This window comes from Yoonia sp. GPGPB17 (assembly GCF_037892195.1).
Classification (GTDB): Bacteria; Pseudomonadota; Alphaproteobacteria; order Rhodobacterales; family Rhodobacteraceae; genus Yoonia.
Genome location: NZ_JATACI010000002.1, coordinates 1,667,855 through 1,682,285, shown reverse-complemented (window position 1 = coordinate 1,682,285; position 14,431 = coordinate 1,667,855). Strand labels below are relative to the sequence as shown.

General features: G+C 57.8%; 11 protein-coding genes and 3 pseudogenes. 1 reads left to right on the top strand and 13 read right to left on the bottom strand.

All coding sequences use genetic code 11. The features are described 5' to 3' along the window. Positions 1-3 precede the first annotated feature (3 nt). A pseudogene (locus QTO30_RS09080) lies at positions 4-1,064 on the top strand (ABC transporter ATP-binding protein). Between the two features lie 55 nt (positions 1,065-1,119). Here QTO30_RS09080 and QTO30_RS09075 read toward each other — a convergent pair. The 13 genes and pseudogenes from QTO30_RS09075 to pdxR all read right to left on the bottom strand — a co-directional run bounded on the left by QTO30_RS09075 (position 1,120) and on the right by pdxR (position 14,278). Further along, positions 1,120-1,993: pseudogene (locus QTO30_RS09075) on the bottom strand (dimethyl sulfoxide reductase anchor subunit family protein). Continuing rightward, positions 1,993-2,691, bottom strand: a pseudogene (locus QTO30_RS09070) (4Fe-4S dicluster domain-containing protein). The pseudogenes QTO30_RS09075 and QTO30_RS09070 overlap by 1 nt, the downstream one beginning before the upstream one ends. A gap of 58 nt (positions 2,692-2,749) precedes the next feature. Further along, positions 2,750-2,899: a hypothetical protein gene (locus QTO30_RS09065; RefSeq protein WP_340423844.1), complete on the bottom strand. Its 150-nt coding sequence runs from the start codon at positions 2,897-2,899 to the stop codon at positions 2,750-2,752. Further along, positions 2,896-3,522 carry a LysE family translocator gene (locus QTO30_RS09060; RefSeq protein ID WP_340423843.1) on the bottom strand — a complete coding sequence of 209 codons (627 nt, stop codon included), beginning with the start codon at positions 3,520-3,522 and terminating at the stop codon, positions 2,896-2,898. Before QTO30_RS09060 ends, QTO30_RS09065 begins: the two co-directional genes overlap by 4 nt. Next, the gene (locus tag QTO30_RS09055; protein ID WP_340423842.1) at positions 3,519-6,347 is read right to left on the bottom strand and encodes a molybdopterin oxidoreductase family protein; all 2,829 of its coding nucleotides are present in this window, start codon (positions 6,345-6,347) and stop codon (positions 3,519-3,521) included. The genes QTO30_RS09060 and QTO30_RS09055 overlap by 4 nt, the downstream gene beginning before the upstream one ends. Positions 6,348-6,370: 23 nt before the next feature. Beyond that, on the bottom strand, positions 6,371-7,375 hold the full coding sequence (locus QTO30_RS09050; RefSeq protein ID WP_340423841.1) for a YeiH family protein: 1,005 nt from the start codon (positions 7,373-7,375) through the stop codon (positions 6,371-6,373). After that, a complete protein-coding gene (locus tag QTO30_RS09045) occupies positions 7,372-8,136 on the bottom strand; it encodes a sulfite exporter TauE/SafE family protein (protein ID WP_340423840.1) in 765 nt (254 codons plus the stop codon). Before QTO30_RS09045 ends, QTO30_RS09050 begins: the two co-directional genes overlap by 4 nt. Next, entirely contained in the window at positions 8,137-8,415 is a 279-nt protein-coding gene (locus tag QTO30_RS09040) for a hypothetical protein (RefSeq protein WP_340423839.1), read from the bottom strand. An 11-nt stretch (positions 8,416-8,426) separates the two neighbouring features. Beyond that, positions 8,427-9,203, bottom strand: a complete 777-nt coding sequence (locus QTO30_RS09035; protein WP_340423838.1) for an acetate kinase — start codon at positions 9,201-9,203, stop codon at positions 8,427-8,429. Next, positions 9,200-10,135 carry a phosphate acyltransferase gene (locus QTO30_RS09030; protein WP_340423837.1) on the bottom strand — a complete coding sequence of 312 codons (936 nt, stop codon included), beginning with the start codon at positions 10,133-10,135 and terminating at the stop codon, positions 9,200-9,202. Before QTO30_RS09030 ends, QTO30_RS09035 begins: the two co-directional genes overlap by 4 nt. A 1-nt stretch (position 10,136) precedes the next feature. Further along, a complete protein-coding gene (locus QTO30_RS09025; protein ID WP_340425907.1) occupies positions 10,137-10,889 on the bottom strand; it encodes a sulfite exporter TauE/SafE family protein in 753 nt (250 codons plus the stop codon). After that, the gene (xsc, locus tag QTO30_RS09020) at positions 10,886-12,658 is read right to left on the bottom strand and encodes a sulfoacetaldehyde acetyltransferase (protein WP_340423836.1); all 1,773 of its coding nucleotides are present in this window, start codon (positions 12,656-12,658) and stop codon (positions 10,886-10,888) included. The genes QTO30_RS09025 and xsc overlap by 4 nt, the downstream gene beginning before the upstream one ends. A 159-nt stretch (positions 12,659-12,817) precedes the next feature. After that, positions 12,818-14,278, bottom strand: coding sequence for a MocR-like pyridoxine biosynthesis transcription factor PdxR (pdxR, locus tag QTO30_RS09015; protein WP_340423835.1), 1,461 nt, complete (start codon positions 14,276-14,278; stop codon positions 12,818-12,820). Positions 14,279-14,431: the final 153 nt, after the last annotated feature.

Genomic DNA, 14,431 nt, shown 5'->3' with positions numbered 1-14,431 from the left:
GCCATGTCAGGTGTCACGCTGAACAAGGTCATCAAGCGCTACGGTGAAGTGCAAGTCATTCATGGCGTCGATCTGGAGATCGCCGATGGTGAGTTTTGCGTCTTCGTCGGTCCATCAGGCTGCGGTAAGTCCACGCTCTTGCGCATGGTCGCCGGTCTCGAAGAAACGACCGAAGGATCGATGCATATCGGCGAGCGTGATGTGACCCGCATGGACCCGTCCGAACGTGGCGTGGCGATGGTATTCCAGACCTACGCTCTTTATCCGCACATGACGGTGAAGGACAACATGGGGTTCGGCCTGAAGATGAATGGCCACCCCAAGTCTGAGATTGATGAGAAAGTGGCTGAAGCCACCCGTATTCTGAAGCTTGAGCCGTATCTGGATCGCAAGCCAGCTGCGCTTTCTGGGGGCAGCGTCAGCGTGTATCCATTGGGCGTGCGATTGTGCGTGGGCCTGAGGTTTTCCTGTTCGACGAACCCCTTTCCAACCTTGACGCAGAATTGCGGGTTGAAATGCGGGTTGAGATCGCGCGTCTGCACAAGGAGATCGGTGCGACGATGATCTATGTAACTCACGATCAGGTCGAGGCGATGACGCTGGCCGACAAAATCGTTGTGCTGCGTCTTGGCGTGATTGAACAGGTCGGTGCCCCGATGGACCTCTACCGTGATCCAGATAACAAGTTTGTTGCGGGCTTCATCGGATCACCTGCGATGAATTTTGTGAACGGCAGCGTCAAGGGCGGAGCCGTCGTGGCGCCGGGCCTTGCCAAGACATATGACGGTATGATCAACGCAGCCTACGAGGGCAAAGCGCTCAGCGTAGGCGCACGCCCCGAACACATCATCATTGACCCGGCAGGCGATTCCCATACGGTCGAAATGACAGAGAGCCTTGGTGGTGTATCTTTCGCTTATCTGACCAGCGCCAGTGGCGAGCGGATCGTGGTTGAAGAGCGCGGCGATGTGCGCAGTGAAGAGGGCGCAAAGGTCGGGCTTGAGGTTGAAGCAAGCCGGATCTACCTGTTTGACGCCGAAACCGAGCAGCGCATTCGGACGTAAAGCCAACCAGGCATTCCAAATGAAAAGGCCCGCGAGATTGCGGGCCTTTCTTTGTTCATCGCTTGCCGTAGTAGAGGCCGACCACATGTTCAGCTTGCGCAAAGAACAGCCAGCGCAGCGTCAGCACCCCCGCAATATGGCTGAGTACGGCCAGCACAGCGAGCGTATGACTAAATGGCAATAATAGCAGCACGACAGGCAACACAAAGGCCAGTCCGATTGTAATGATCCGCAACTGATCGGCGTGTTTGCGCCCCACCTGATGGATGAACTCGCGCATCAGATAATTGGTACCGGTATGAGGTGGCTCAAACGCGCGGACCTTGCCGATGTGACCGAGGCCCGTTGCGCTTGCCATGTCGGTGCCAGAGGCTTGGAACCGCGTGTCGCCTGAACCCCACGCAAAGACTTGCAGAATACCACCGGCAATCAGCAAAATGGCGGCGATACCAATCTGCCCCGATAGCAAAGCGCCGCCGCCGACGGACAACAGAAGATACATGGCTTAGCGTCGTCCAATGCCGCCAGCGCGGCACCGTCTTCATTTGCGTGTATATCATTGATGTGGTGAAGACGACACCAAGGGAGGCGACACCGCCGATAATGCCAACCAGTGTCAGGCGCGTGCCCGCAAAAACCAGACCTGCCCCGTAGATCGCCATGACGATCAGCGCGAATACCGCACAGACGCCTTCACGGCTAAGCCAACTGGTTTTCCATTGGCTGAAGGCTTTGACCGCACGTTCAGGATGGCCAAGGTGGAAGGTCGAGGCGATCAAGCCACCAACGGCCAGCAGATAAGCGATGGTGAACCAGATGAACGCGCTCATGCCCGTTGGTACCAGCGCCCCAAGGCCCAGCCAGAACAGCAGGCCGAAACCGAGGCCGGAAAACGTATTGAAAATAATAACAGAAGCTGCGGGATGCATTACTTTGCTCCTCCGGGCAGGGATGAGAGGGCTTTATCGAGCCAGCCAACAAAGCCTTTGCCGTCGCTTGCAACGGGTTCAAGGTAAGGGGCCAGTACGTCGAATTCAGGCATTTCGTCCTTGGGGCGTGGTGGTAGATATTTGTTGACGGGCTTGGTGCCTTGTTCGGGCATCAGATCAAACCCGCCGCGTTCCGCGACCAGTTTGGAGACGTCGCTTTCTGCATCGCCCAAGTCACCAAAGTGCCGTGCGCCCGCTGGGCAGGTCCGCACGCAGGCGGGTTGGCGGTCTTCTTCGGGCAGGTTTTCATTGTAGATGCGGTCCACACAGAGGGTACATTTCTTCATCACACCTTCTTTAGCGTCCAATTCGCGCGCGCCATAAGGGCAAGCCCAAGCGCAAAGGCCGCATCCGATGCAGTCGCGTTCATTGACCAGGACGATGCCGTCTTCCGCCCGTTTATAGCTGGCTCCGGTGGGGCAGACGATCACGCAAGGCGCGTCTTCGCAATGCAGGCAGGATTTGGGGAAGTGGATGAGCTGCGCTTCGCCTTGGGCTTACTGCACCTCGTAGGAATGGACTCTGTTCAGGAAGGTGCCCGATGGGTTCGCCCCATAGGCCTGTTGGTCCGACAATGGCGCACCGTAGTTTTCGGTACTCCAGCCTTTGCAGGATACCACGCAGGCATGGCAGCCCACGCAGGTATCAAGGTCGATCACAAGGCCAAGTTTCTTGGCGGAGGGTGGGGGAGTTGGGTCATGCTGTGGCCCTTTCGATGAATGCTGGCGTTAGCTGGCCAATCGGTTCTTCTTTCTCGGCATCCCATGTGGCGATGAACCAAATGAAACTGCCAAGTGTGAGTGTGACAAAGGCTGCGATGAGCATCAGAACTTGCCGGTTGGTCATTGTGCGGGCTCCGCGTCGCTGCGTGTGGCAATCGCGATAGCGGCGGCGATGAGACCAAAGCCAGAGAGAATACTCAGCCATTTCTCGAATTTGGATCCCAGCGCCGCAACAAGCCGCGATGCAAAGGCGCCCATGGCAAGCAGGATGGCGCCGTCGATGATGAGATATGTAACCCCGAGGATCGCGACTTGCGGCAAAACCGAGATGGTTGGATCAATGAACTGCGGGAACAGGGCGGCAAAGAAAACAACCGCATAGGGGTTGGCCGCGGACGTCATGAAACCCCGGCGAAACAAGGCACGCCCCGATGGCGTGGGCTTTGCGCCCGCCGGGCGGGTTGCATCGCGGATCATGCGAATACCCATCCAGATCAGATAGGCGACACCGGCCCATTTGATCACCGTAAACGCGTTGGCTGACAGAGCGACAATGCTGGCAAGGCCAAAACCCGCGATGATGATCTGGATGGCATTGGCACTCAGGTCGCCTGCCATGATCGGCATCGCCCTCTTAAGCCCATGCTGCATGGAACTGCCGATAAACAGCAACTGGCTGGGACCAGGGGGATGCGCGAAGAAGATCAGAACCGTACCAAGGTAGATGAGGTATGTCTCGATGCTCATTTGCCCACCTTCCAGTCCAGCTCTATCGGCCCTTTGCCGACGGGCGATTTGACCGCAGGCATCGCAGGCTGGGCCTCGTTCGGCACATCCGATTTTTCAATCTTCACGCGCAGGTCGAACCACGCGGCTTGACCTGTGACCGGGTCGGAGTTCGCCCAACGCAGCCCGTCGCCTTTGGGTGGCAGCAACTCATGGATCAGATGGTTCAATAGGAAGCCCTTGGTCGCCTCAGTCGCACCTTCGTCCAGCGCCCACGCGCCTTTGCGTTTGCCGATGGCGTTCCATGTCCAAACCGTGTTGGCGTTTAGTGAGGCTTGATGCGCGACTGGCACAACGATGGAGCCATGAGTCGAGCTGACCTTGGCCCAGTCCCCATCCTCAAACCCATTCGCCTCCCAGATTTTGGTCGGGACGTAGAGCGGGTTGTGGCCATGAATCTGACGCAGCCATGCGTTCTGCGTCCCCCAAGAATGGTACATCGCCATGGGACGCTGGGTCAGCGCATGAACGGGGTACTCATCCAGATCAACGCCATCATCCTCCAAGGCGCCATACCAGATTGGCAGCGGGTCCATTGTCCGCTTCAGCCGTTCGCGCAGGTGTTCGGGTGGTTGCCGCTCACCAATGCCTTCGGCGGCCGCCTGAAACTTGCGCAGTGGTTCGACGTAAAGCTGGAAGATATAGGGCTGGACCGCGTCGTAAAAACCCATCTTCACGGCCCACTCTTGGTAATCCATACTGAAAGGTTTGTAATAGGCGGCGTTCTCGGGGACGTGTTCCAGCCAGAACCCACCGTTGTCGATGTAGTCTTGGATTTGGTTGGGGTTCACGTCACCTCGTCCGCCCTGCGGGCCGTTCTCGCCTTTGCGGAAACCAGCCAGAGGGCCGACGCCGGGGCGGCGGATGTGGTTGGTGATATAGTCGGCGTAGTCTTGGTATTTCTGGCTGCCATCCTCGTTCACAAAACCGGGCATGCCGAGGCGCGCGCCGAGATCACAAAGCACTGATTGGAAACCGCGGACATCACGGTCAGGCTCCACCACCGGCCAGCGGATCGCATCGGCCACGCCGTCCGCTTCGCAGATAGGGCGGTCGAGCAGTGAGATACAGTCGTGCCGCTCCAGATAGGTCGTGTCTGGCAGGACGAGGTCGGCGTAGGCCACCATCTCAGATGAATAGGCATCGGAATAGATAATGTTGGGGATCACATAGTCGCCGTTCTCGTCCTTGTCGGTCAGCATCTTGTGCACGCCACCGACATTCATGGACGAATTCCATGACATATTCGCCATATACATAAACAGCGTGTCGATCTTGTAGGGCACGCCTGCATGGGCGTTCGAGATCACCATATGCATCAGCCCATGGGCGGACATCGGGTTTTCCCAAGAATAGGCTTTGTCGATCCGTTTTGGGTTGCCCTCATCGTCCAGCAGCAGGTCTTCGGGGCCATGCGTATAGCCAAGGTGCGGGCCGTCGAGCGCTGCACCGGGCGTGACTTTGCCGTGTGGTTTGGGGTGGGCTGTCGCGGGCTTGGGGTAGGGCGGTTTGAACCGCATGCCACCCGGGACTTCCACGGAGCCGAGGATGATTTGCAGCGTGTGCAGCGCACGGCAGGTCTGGAAGCCGTTGGAGTGGGCCGAGATGCCGCGCATCGCGTGGAAGGACACGGGACGACCGACCATTTTGTCGTGTTTCTTGCCGCGGAAGTCGGTCCACGGGCGGTCCAGTTCAAACGCCTCATCGAAGGCAACACGCGCAAGATCGGCAGTAATGGCGCGGATACGATCGGCAGGGATGCCGCAGCGTTCGGCCACGGCCTCGGGCGCATAATCGTCTGAGAGGTAACGGTCGGCCATCTGATGGAATACCGGGCGATGAGTGACGCCTTTGGCGCGGTAGGTGGCCGACAGATCAGGTTCAACGCCTTGACCGTTCCATGGGGCCAGTTGCCCGGTGCGCCGGTCGATGACCTGTGGTTGACCGTCTTCGTCGCGCAGGAACAGGCCGAACTGCTCTGATTTTGGGTCTTCGTTAACGAGAACGGAGGCGTTGGTAAATCGCGCCAGATAATCCAGATCGACCTTCCCGGCTTTCATCAGGCAGTGCACCATTGCTAGGATGAATAGGCCATCTGTGCCGGGCGTGATCCCAACCCAATCGTCAGCCACAGCATTATAGCCCGTGCGGATCGGATTCACGCCGATCATGCGCGCGCCGCGCGCCTTCAGCTTGCCAATGCCCATCTTGATGGGGTTGCTGTCGTGGTCTTCGGCCACGCCGAAGAGCATGAACAGTTTGGTGCGTTCCCAATCGGGCTGACCAAATTCCCAGAACGCGCCGCCCATGGTGTAGATGCCGGCGGCGGCCATATTCACCGAACAGAATCCGCCGTGGGCCGCAAAGTTTGGCGTCCCGAACCCTTGCGCCCAGAAGCCCGTAAAGGATTGCGACTGGTCGCGCCCTGTAAAGAACGCCAGCTTTTCGGGGTGCTTTTCGCGGATGGGCTTCAGCAGATCCGTCGCCATGGTCAACGCTTCGTCCCATGAAATCTCTTCAAACTCGCCCGATCCGCGCGGGCCGACGCGCTTCAACGGCGCGCGCAGCCGCGATGGTGCGTTGTGCTGCATGATCCCCGCGCTGCCCTTGGCGCAAAGCACGCCTTGATTCACCGGGTGATCCTTATTGCCTTCAATATAGGCGACCTTGCCATCCTTCATATGTACGTTGATCCCGCAGCGGCAGGCACACATGTAACAGGTCGTTTTGCGGACCTCATCCGAGACCTTGGGCGACGTATCAAGCTGTGGCTGATCAAGTGACATTTGGCTTACCTTTCGGGCGGCTATTAGGTGAGGAAGTAAACCCCGGATAGGATGACGGTTGCAATGAAAATGGTCTGGACAATGATCAGCGCGATAGCTGAACCGCCCACGGCAAGAACCTGTTTGAGGTTGGTTTTCATACCAACGGCGGCGATCGCCGTCAGCAAGAGCCAGCGGGACGCGGTGGACATCAGATCGGCGACCACTGTGGGAATGAAGCCAAAGGAGTTGAGCGTCGCCAGCACCAGAAAGCCCACCACGAAGCTTGGAATGATAGGGGGGCGTTCGCCATCGGTGTCAGGTGTCGCAAAGCTGCGGATCACGAGGGCCGCGATGATTACAACAGGGGCCAGCATCGACACGCGGATGAGCTTGACCAATGTGGCGGTATCCCCAACGCTTTCAGAGATCGAAAACCCCGCGCCGACAACCTGCGCCACATCATGAATGGTCCCGCCCAAGAAGACACCGGCGGCGAGGTCCGACAGATCCAGCAAATTGACGATGACGGGATAGGCGATCATCGCGATGGTGGACAGAACGGTTACACCCATCACTGTGAAAAGCAGACGTTGCTCTGAGCGTTCATCCTTGGGCAGGATCGCGGCGATGGCCAAGGCGGCGGAGGCGCCACAAATAGCGACCGATCCAGCAGTCAGCAGTGAAAACCGCCATTTTGCGCCGAAAAACCGGCCAATCAAAAGACCAAAGCCAATCGTCGCGACGACAGCGCCTACGATGAGCAACACAATTGGCAGGCCCAATTGTGCGGTCAGTTCAAAGCTGATCCGTGCGCCCAACAATGCGATGCCAAGGCGCAGCAAGGTCCGTGCGGAAAAACCGATACCGGGGACGGTTTTGCCCTCTTCGCCTAAGAATGACAAAGCAATGCCGAGCAGCAACGCCAGCAGCATGGCAGGTGTCGCATAGTGTTCGGCAAGCCATTGTGCTGTGATCGCGGTCATGCCCGCGACAACAACGCCTGGGAACAGGTCTTTACTGCGATCTTTCAGGGCATCCATGTTCATGCCATCACCGTGCGTGTCATGCTTGCCATGGCCAAGATACACAAGAGCGTCAGGCAGACGGGTTTGTAGTACGGGGCGAAGGTGGGATTGAATAACCGTTGGCCCAGCATCACGCCAATCGTGGTCGGGATCGCCAACGCTAGGCCACGTGCCACTGCGGTGCTGTTCATCACGCCGAAGTACAGCAGCGTGATCATGGAGGTGAGCGAGCTGATAAACAGAAACAGGACCAATGCCGCCCTCATCTTGTTCGCTGAAGCGTTTTGTGACAGCACATAAATGGCAATCACCATCCCGCCCACACTGGCGATGCCGGTCGCGACACCGGCCGTAAAGCCCGACCCATAGAGCCCGAGCTTGGTGGCAAGAAATGGTAGCCTGATCTTGGCAAGTTGCGTGATCGCCAGTGCGATAATCAGGACCAAGGCGAGCAGCTTGCTGGTGTCGGGTGAAACCGCCGTTGTCAGCATCAGGCCAAAAGGCACGCCAATCGTCGATCCGATAACAAGGCCCCAGACAACCCCACGGTCTGCTTCCGCCCAACCGCCCCTGGCCATGAGTATCGATGCTGACATCTCAAGCCACCAGCAAATGGGGATCAGTTGCACAGGCGGCAAGATGATTACGGCGCTGGCCATGACGATAGCCGATAGTGCAAAGCCTGAAAAACCCCGGACAATACCGGCCAAGATCACGATCACAGTCAGGATTGAGAATTCTCGGGCGGTCAGATCCACAGCGGTGAGCAGGCTTTCCAGCATTCAACGCCCCTCTGCGATCAAGGCAAGGGCATCGCGGGCGATTTGTTTCTCCTCGTCGGCGGCGATGACATGCACCGGGACGTCGCCAAAACATGCGAGCAGTTCCATGATCCGATCGCGGATCGGGGCCGCATTCTCGCCAATGCCACCGGTAAAGGCGACGGCATCAAGGCCACCCATTGCAACAACGGCTGACCCCGCATGACGCGCGGCCCAGTAGCAGAAATGCTCTACTGCGAATTTGGCGTCGTCGTCGTTGCGTTCCAACAAGGTCTTCATATTGTTGTCGCCTAAACAAGCGCTTGCAGGCCGGAATTCTTGTTCAGCATCCGGTCCGTCTCATCCTCGCCCAGCGACTTGGACATGCGCAGCACAGCGGCACCGTCGATGTCACCGGAACGCGTGCCCATCGTCAGACCTGACAGCGGCGAATACCCCATCGACGTCGCGATGGATTTGCCATTGTGGATCGCGCAAAGGCTGGCGCCGTTGCCAAGGTGGAACGCAAGAAGGTGTTCCGGCAGCGCCTTGCCGAAATCAGCGACCATGTTGGCGTAAGACAACCCATGAAAACCGTACCGGCGGATGCCCGCATCATGATGCGTTTGCGGGATGGCGTAGCGCGTCGCAACCTCTGGATTGGTGGCGTGAAAGGCCGTCCCAAAGCTGCAATACTGTGGCAGATCTGGTGCCATATCCTTTAATGCGTACACACCTGCGAGGTTGTTGGGATTGTGTAGCGGTGCAAGGGGGATCACGCTTTCGATGGTGGCGATCACGGGCGGACGCAGCCGTGCAGGTTGGGTCATCACGGCCCCACCATGTACGATACGATGTGCAGCGGCGGCGAAAGACGACAGTGGGAAACCGGCGTCCGCCAAGGCTGCCAACATCAATTCGAGCGCATGGGCGTGGTCGCGGGTCTCGACCGGGGAGGTCGTGTCGCCCAGCTTCAGTTCCCCGGATGTCCCAAGGTTCGTCACGCGGCCCGAAATGACAGAGCCAAGCGCTTCGTCAAAAACCTCGATTTTCAGCGAGGAGGAGCCCGCGTTTAGCACCAGGATCATTTTGGCAAACCGCAACTGATGGCGGCAAGGGCCGCTGATGCGATCCGCGCTGCTGGTGGGTCGGCGCGTGAGGTGAGCAGGATCGGCACCTTCGCGCCGGTGACAACGCCAGCAGCACAGCCACCGGTCAGGTAGACAAAAGCTTTGAACAGCGCGTTGCCCGATACGATATCCGGCACAATGATCGCGTCTGCCTGACCCGCAACAGGATCGTCGCTTAATTTCTTTGTGGCGACAGCCTCGGGTGACATGATCAGATCAAGCGCCAATGGCCCTGAAACATCGCTGCTTACCACATTTTCGCGCGCCCAATCTGCAAGCGCGCGCCCATCAACAGAGCTTGGCACGGATGGGATGATGCTTTCAGTCGCTGATAGGATCGCAATCTTGGGGCGAGCGTTGCCTAATTTGTTCAGCAGTTTTTCCACCTCGATGATCGCAGACTGCCGGGTTGCAAGATCAGGGGAGACATTGACTGCGGCGTCAGAGATCAGGATCGGCTTGCCGCCGTCCGGGTGTGAAATGTGGAAGATATGCACAAACCGATTGCCGGTGCGCAGCCCTGCATCGCGGCTAACGGCGGATTTCATGAAGACGTCGGTGTGCAACTGCCCCTTCATCAGAACGTCAGCTTCGCCAGCGCCGCAAAGGGCCGCTGCTGTTTGGCCTGCTTCTTCCTCACCCGTTGTATCGTGCAGAGCGTAGCCTGAGATATCCCAATCCAGTTTGGCCGCCTCGGCGCGGATCATATCGGCTTCACCGACAAAGACAGGCACCATGATGCCTGCTTTCGTCGCATCTTCAGCCGCCTCCATGGGCAAGGGCGCGTAGGCGCGGGCAATCGCGACCCGTGGCGCGCCATAGGTCTGCGCACGGGCGATCAAATCTGCAGGCGCTTGCGCCGTGCGGGGAGAGAGGAAAGGTGAGGTCATATTACATCCTTAAAACGACGCGAAGCAGGCCCAGAACAGAGAGGGTTAGAAGCAGCATCACCGCAAACCGTCGGAATGTCGAAGGGGAAGCGGAGAGAAATTGTCGACTGCCGAGCCAAATCCCCAAGCCGAGGATCGGAAAGGCCATTGCCAGCGCTTTTACCGTGTCCCATGTCACCAAACCGCCTGCCCAAAGCCAGGGCAGTGTGATCAGGTCGAGCCCGGTCAGATAGACGATCATGGTCGCGCGAAAAACCGCGGCTTCCATCGGTTGTGCTGACATGAATGCGGCGACGGGCAACCCGCCGATTCCGGCGCTGTTGCAAGCCCCAGAAATGACGCCCACACCGCCGTGGCCAAGCGGGCCAATGCGGGTTTTGAGTGTCCAACCGGTCAGCAAGACCAGTGACAGAACAAGAATGATCGCTGAGATGGTGATCCGAGCCGTTTCCTCGCCCACTGAAAGGATCACACTGACCGAGAACGGCAGCGCGATGGCCGCCCCCAACAGCAGCCAAAGCACGCGACGCCAGTCCACATGACCGCGAATGCCGCGGGCTTGAAAGACTGTCATCAACACTTCGCATGCAAAGACCACCGGGATGAGAGGGAGTGGGTTTGTCACAAGGGCCGCGAAAGCGATGAAGATCGCCGAGAACCCAAAACCCGAATAGCCCCGGACATAGGCGGCCCCAAGCAAAGCAAATGCTAGGGCCGCCGCCGTGCCGGGGCCAAGGTCGAATAGCAAGCTTATTCAGCTGCCATGTCGGATGCGTCGATACCGGCCACTTCGACAGGTTTCTTCATCGCGTCACGGCGGAACGGCTCACCTAGTTCTTGGTTCAGGATAACTTCGATCAACGTGGTTTTGTTGTTCTCCATCTGATCCTTGATTGCTTGGTTCAGCACCTCGGTCAGCTCGTCCATGGAACGGGCTTCAACACCTTTCAGGCCACATGCATTGGCGATGCCAGCGTAGGACACCTGTGTGTCCAGCTCTGTCCCGACGAAGTTGTCGTTGAACCACAGCGTCGAGTTCCGCTTTTCAGCACCCCACTGGTAGTTGCGGAACACGATCTGTGTGATGGCGGGCCATTCACGGCGACCGATTGCCGTCAGCTCGTTTACAGAGATACCGAATGCGCCGTCACCTGCGAAACCAATTACAGGCACGTCGCGCTGACCGATCTTCGCACCGATAATCGCTGGCAGACCATAGCCACATGGACCAAAGAGGCCGGGTGCAAGGTACTTACGCCCGGTTGGGAAGCTTGGGTAAGCGTTACCAATCGCGCAGTTGTTGCCGATGTCGGAGGAGATGATCGCATCCTCAGGCATTGCAGCCTGAATAGCGCGCCATGCCATGCGCGGGGACATCCAGTCAGGGCGGGCGGCGCGTGCGCGTTCGTTCCATGTGGTGCCCGGATCATCCTGTTCGTGATCAAGCGAGGTCAGTTCCTGCGCCCAAGCCGATTTGGTTTGTGCGATTGTGTTCTTACGCTCTGCGCGGCCCGCGTCGCCTGCGGTATCCGCCAGTTGTGCGGTGATTCCAGTGGCAACCTTTGCCGCATCGCCCACGATACCCACAGTGACCTTCTTGGTCAGGCCAATACGGTCAGGGTTGATGTCGACTTGAATGATCTTGGCGTTTGTGGGCCAGTAATCAATGCCATAGCCGGGCAATGTGGAGAAGGGGTTCAAACGTGTGCCCAATGCCAGAACAACGTCAGCTTTGCTGATCAGCTCCATACCAGCCTTGGACCCGTTGTAGCCCAAAGGACCTGCAAACAGCGGGTGGTTGCCGGGGAATGCGTCGTTGTGCTGGTAGCCGACACAGACAGGTGCATCGAGCTTTTCAGCCAGAACGCGGGAGGCTTCGATGCCACCCTCGGCCAAAACAACGCCAGCGCCGTTCAGGATGACCGGGAATTTGGCGGTGGAGAGCATTTCAGCAGCCGCAGTGATGGAGTCTGTCCCACCGGGCGAGACCTCAAAATTGATCGGCGCTGGAATTTCGATATCGACCACTTGAGTCCAGAAATCGCGAGGGATGTTGATCTGGGCCGGGCCGGACAACCGGTGCGCCTTGGAAATCACGCGTGCCAGCACTTCGCAAATGCGTGTCGGGTCGCGGACTTCTTCCTGATAAGCCACACAGTCAGCGAACAGGTTCATCTGTTCCATTTCCTGGAAACCACCTTGGCCGATGGTCTTGTTGGCCGCTTGTGGCGTGACCAGCAAACAAGGTGTGTGGTTCCAGTACGCGGTCTTCACAGATGTGACGAAGTTCGTAATGCCAGGACCGTTTTGCGCGATCATCATCGACATTTCGCCAGTTGCACGCGTGTAGCCGTCGGCCATCATACCAGCGGTCATTTCGTGGGCGCAGTCCCAGAAGGTGATGCCAGCTTTTGGGAAAATGTCAGAGATTGGCATCATGGCAGAGCCGATGATCCCGAATGCGTTACGGATGCCGTGTGCTTGGAGCGTTTTGACGAAGGCTTCTTCGGTAGTCATCTTCATGGCGGTGGGTCCTTCCCTAAAATTCCATAGAAAACGGGGGCGCAGAATCCCCCCTTTTGCTGCGCTGACATTAAGTTCGGCAACCCATTGGCGTTAGGTCCAGTTGATCATCGTTCTTATTGCCAGTGACATTTTTTTTGAGACGCATGGTCTCAAAAATCAGTTATTCTGGATTGCGTTCGCAATCAAGCGAATTCCCTCAGAGATGCGCGAAGCCGGGATCGAAGAATAGGCCAGTCTGAGATAATTGTTTGGTGGGTCTTCACCTGCAAAAAACGGCGCCCCGGGTTCGACCAAGACGCTATCGCCCTGTAAACGTTCAGCAAGACGCCGTGTATCAACACCATCCGGTGCTTTGAGCCAGACCGAGGAACCACCGTATGTCCCCTGACCCGCAATGGTCAGCCCATGTTCGCCCAGTGCGTTGACCATGACCTGCCGCCGCTCATGATATGTTTTGCTCATGCGCCGGACGAGCGCGTCGTAATGTCCCAAGGATAGGTAGTAGCTGAGCGTGCGCTGAATATGGCCAGGTGAATGGCGCAGAACAGTCGCGCGCAGTGCGCGGGCCTCGCGGATGAACGGCGCTGGTCCGACCAGATAGCCAAGGCGCAAACCGGGGAACAAGGATTTGGAGAAGGAGCCAACGTAAATCACCCGGCCGTTCTTATCGAGCGATTTCAAAGACGGGGATGGGGATTTCAGAAATGACATCTCAAATTCATAATCATCTTCCACAATCACGAAATCCTCGGTTTCAGCTTTCTCTAAAAGGGCCTGGCGTCGCTCAAGTGGCATTGTTGCCGCCGTGGGGCATTGGTGGCTTGGCGTAGTGAAGACGACATCTGTTTGGTCCGGCAAATCGTGCGGCGGCAGCCCGTCATGATCCACGGGTATTACGCTGAGTTGGCAACGGGACTGTGTCAGGATGGTACGGAGTGCCGGATAGCAAGGATCCTCGATTGCGGCCCGACGTCGGCTGTTCAAAAGAACCTGTGCTGAAAGCCACAGCGCATTCTGCGCGCCCATTGTGATCAGAATCTCCTCGGGGTTGGCTAGGATACCCCGGCGCGGCAAGGTCTGACGAGCAATGAAATCGACCAATTGCGGATCATCGCCATCAAAATAGTCAGATGTGAGGGCGCTGAAGTCCCGCATCCCTAAAGCACGTAATGCGCATAGCCGCCAGTTGGCGCTGTCAAAGAGCGTCTTGTCGGCTTGGCCGTAAATAAACTGATAGCGGTGGTCGGCCCAATTCGCTGGTTTATTAAGGCTTAGTCCCGGCGTGAAACGTTGTCCGATGGTCCGCGCCCAGTCGACTGTGCCTGCATTAAAGCGCTGCGCGGGAAAGGCGGGGGGTTCGGGCGCGTTGTCCGATACAAAGTACCCCGATCTGCCGCGCGATGTCAGATAGTCATCCGCGACCAGCTCTGTATAGGCCAAAGTCACGGTGATCCTGCTCACACCCAGATGGGACGCCATCTTGCGCGATGATGGCAGCCGTTCGCCCGGACGGAACCGCCCCGCAAGAATACCCTGTGCAACCATCTGTTGGATACGCGCCTGCAGCGTACCTTCGGCAGAGGGATCGAGGAAGAATGTTTCAACTGAGATGGACATAGTCTGGCCCTATTTTGAGTGCCAGACTGGACCTAAGTCTCTGTGACTTCAAGCCATGCTGTCTTGTGGCAAGAATTATGTCCAGCAACGTGCAGATTCCCGCGACGGAAACATGGGTGTAGCCCGTTTCATAAGCATAGCTTGTCGGAGACG

Excerpts from the sequence above, each read along its gene's own strand:
- QTO30_RS09065 (WP_340423844.1), bottom strand. The coding sequence starts at position 2,899 with ATGACCAACCGGCAAGTTCTGATGCTCATCGCAGCCTTTGTCACACTC.
- QTO30_RS09060 (WP_340423843.1), bottom strand. The coding sequence starts at position 3,522 with ATGAGCATCGAGACATACCTCATCTACCTTGGTACGGTTCTGATCTTC.
- QTO30_RS09055 (WP_340423842.1), bottom strand. The coding sequence starts at position 6,347 with ATGTCACTTGATCAGCCACAGCTTGATACGTCGCCCAAGGTCTCGGAT.
- QTO30_RS09050 (WP_340423841.1), bottom strand. The coding sequence starts at position 7,375 with ATGAACATGGATGCCCTGAAAGATCGCAGTAAAGACCTGTTCCCAGGC.
- QTO30_RS09045 (WP_340423840.1), bottom strand. The coding sequence starts at position 8,136 with ATGCTGGAAAGCCTGCTCACCGCTGTGGATCTGACCGCCCGAGAATTC.
- QTO30_RS09040 (WP_340423839.1), bottom strand. The coding sequence starts at position 8,415 with ATGAAGACCTTGTTGGAACGCAACGACGACGACGCCAAATTCGCAGTA.
- QTO30_RS09035 (WP_340423838.1), bottom strand. The coding sequence starts at position 9,203 with ATGATCCTGGTGCTAAACGCGGGCTCCTCCTCGCTGAAAATCGAGGTT.
- QTO30_RS09030 (WP_340423837.1), bottom strand. The coding sequence starts at position 10,135 with ATGACCTCACCTTTCCTCTCTCCCCGCACGGCGCAAGCGCCTGCAGAT.
- xsc (WP_340423836.1), bottom strand. The coding sequence starts at position 12,658 with ATGAAGATGACTACCGAAGAAGCCTTCGTCAAAACGCTCCAAGCACAC.
- pdxR (WP_340423835.1), bottom strand. The coding sequence starts at position 14,278 with ATGTCCATCTCAGTTGAAACATTCTTCCTCGATCCCTCTGCCGAAGGT.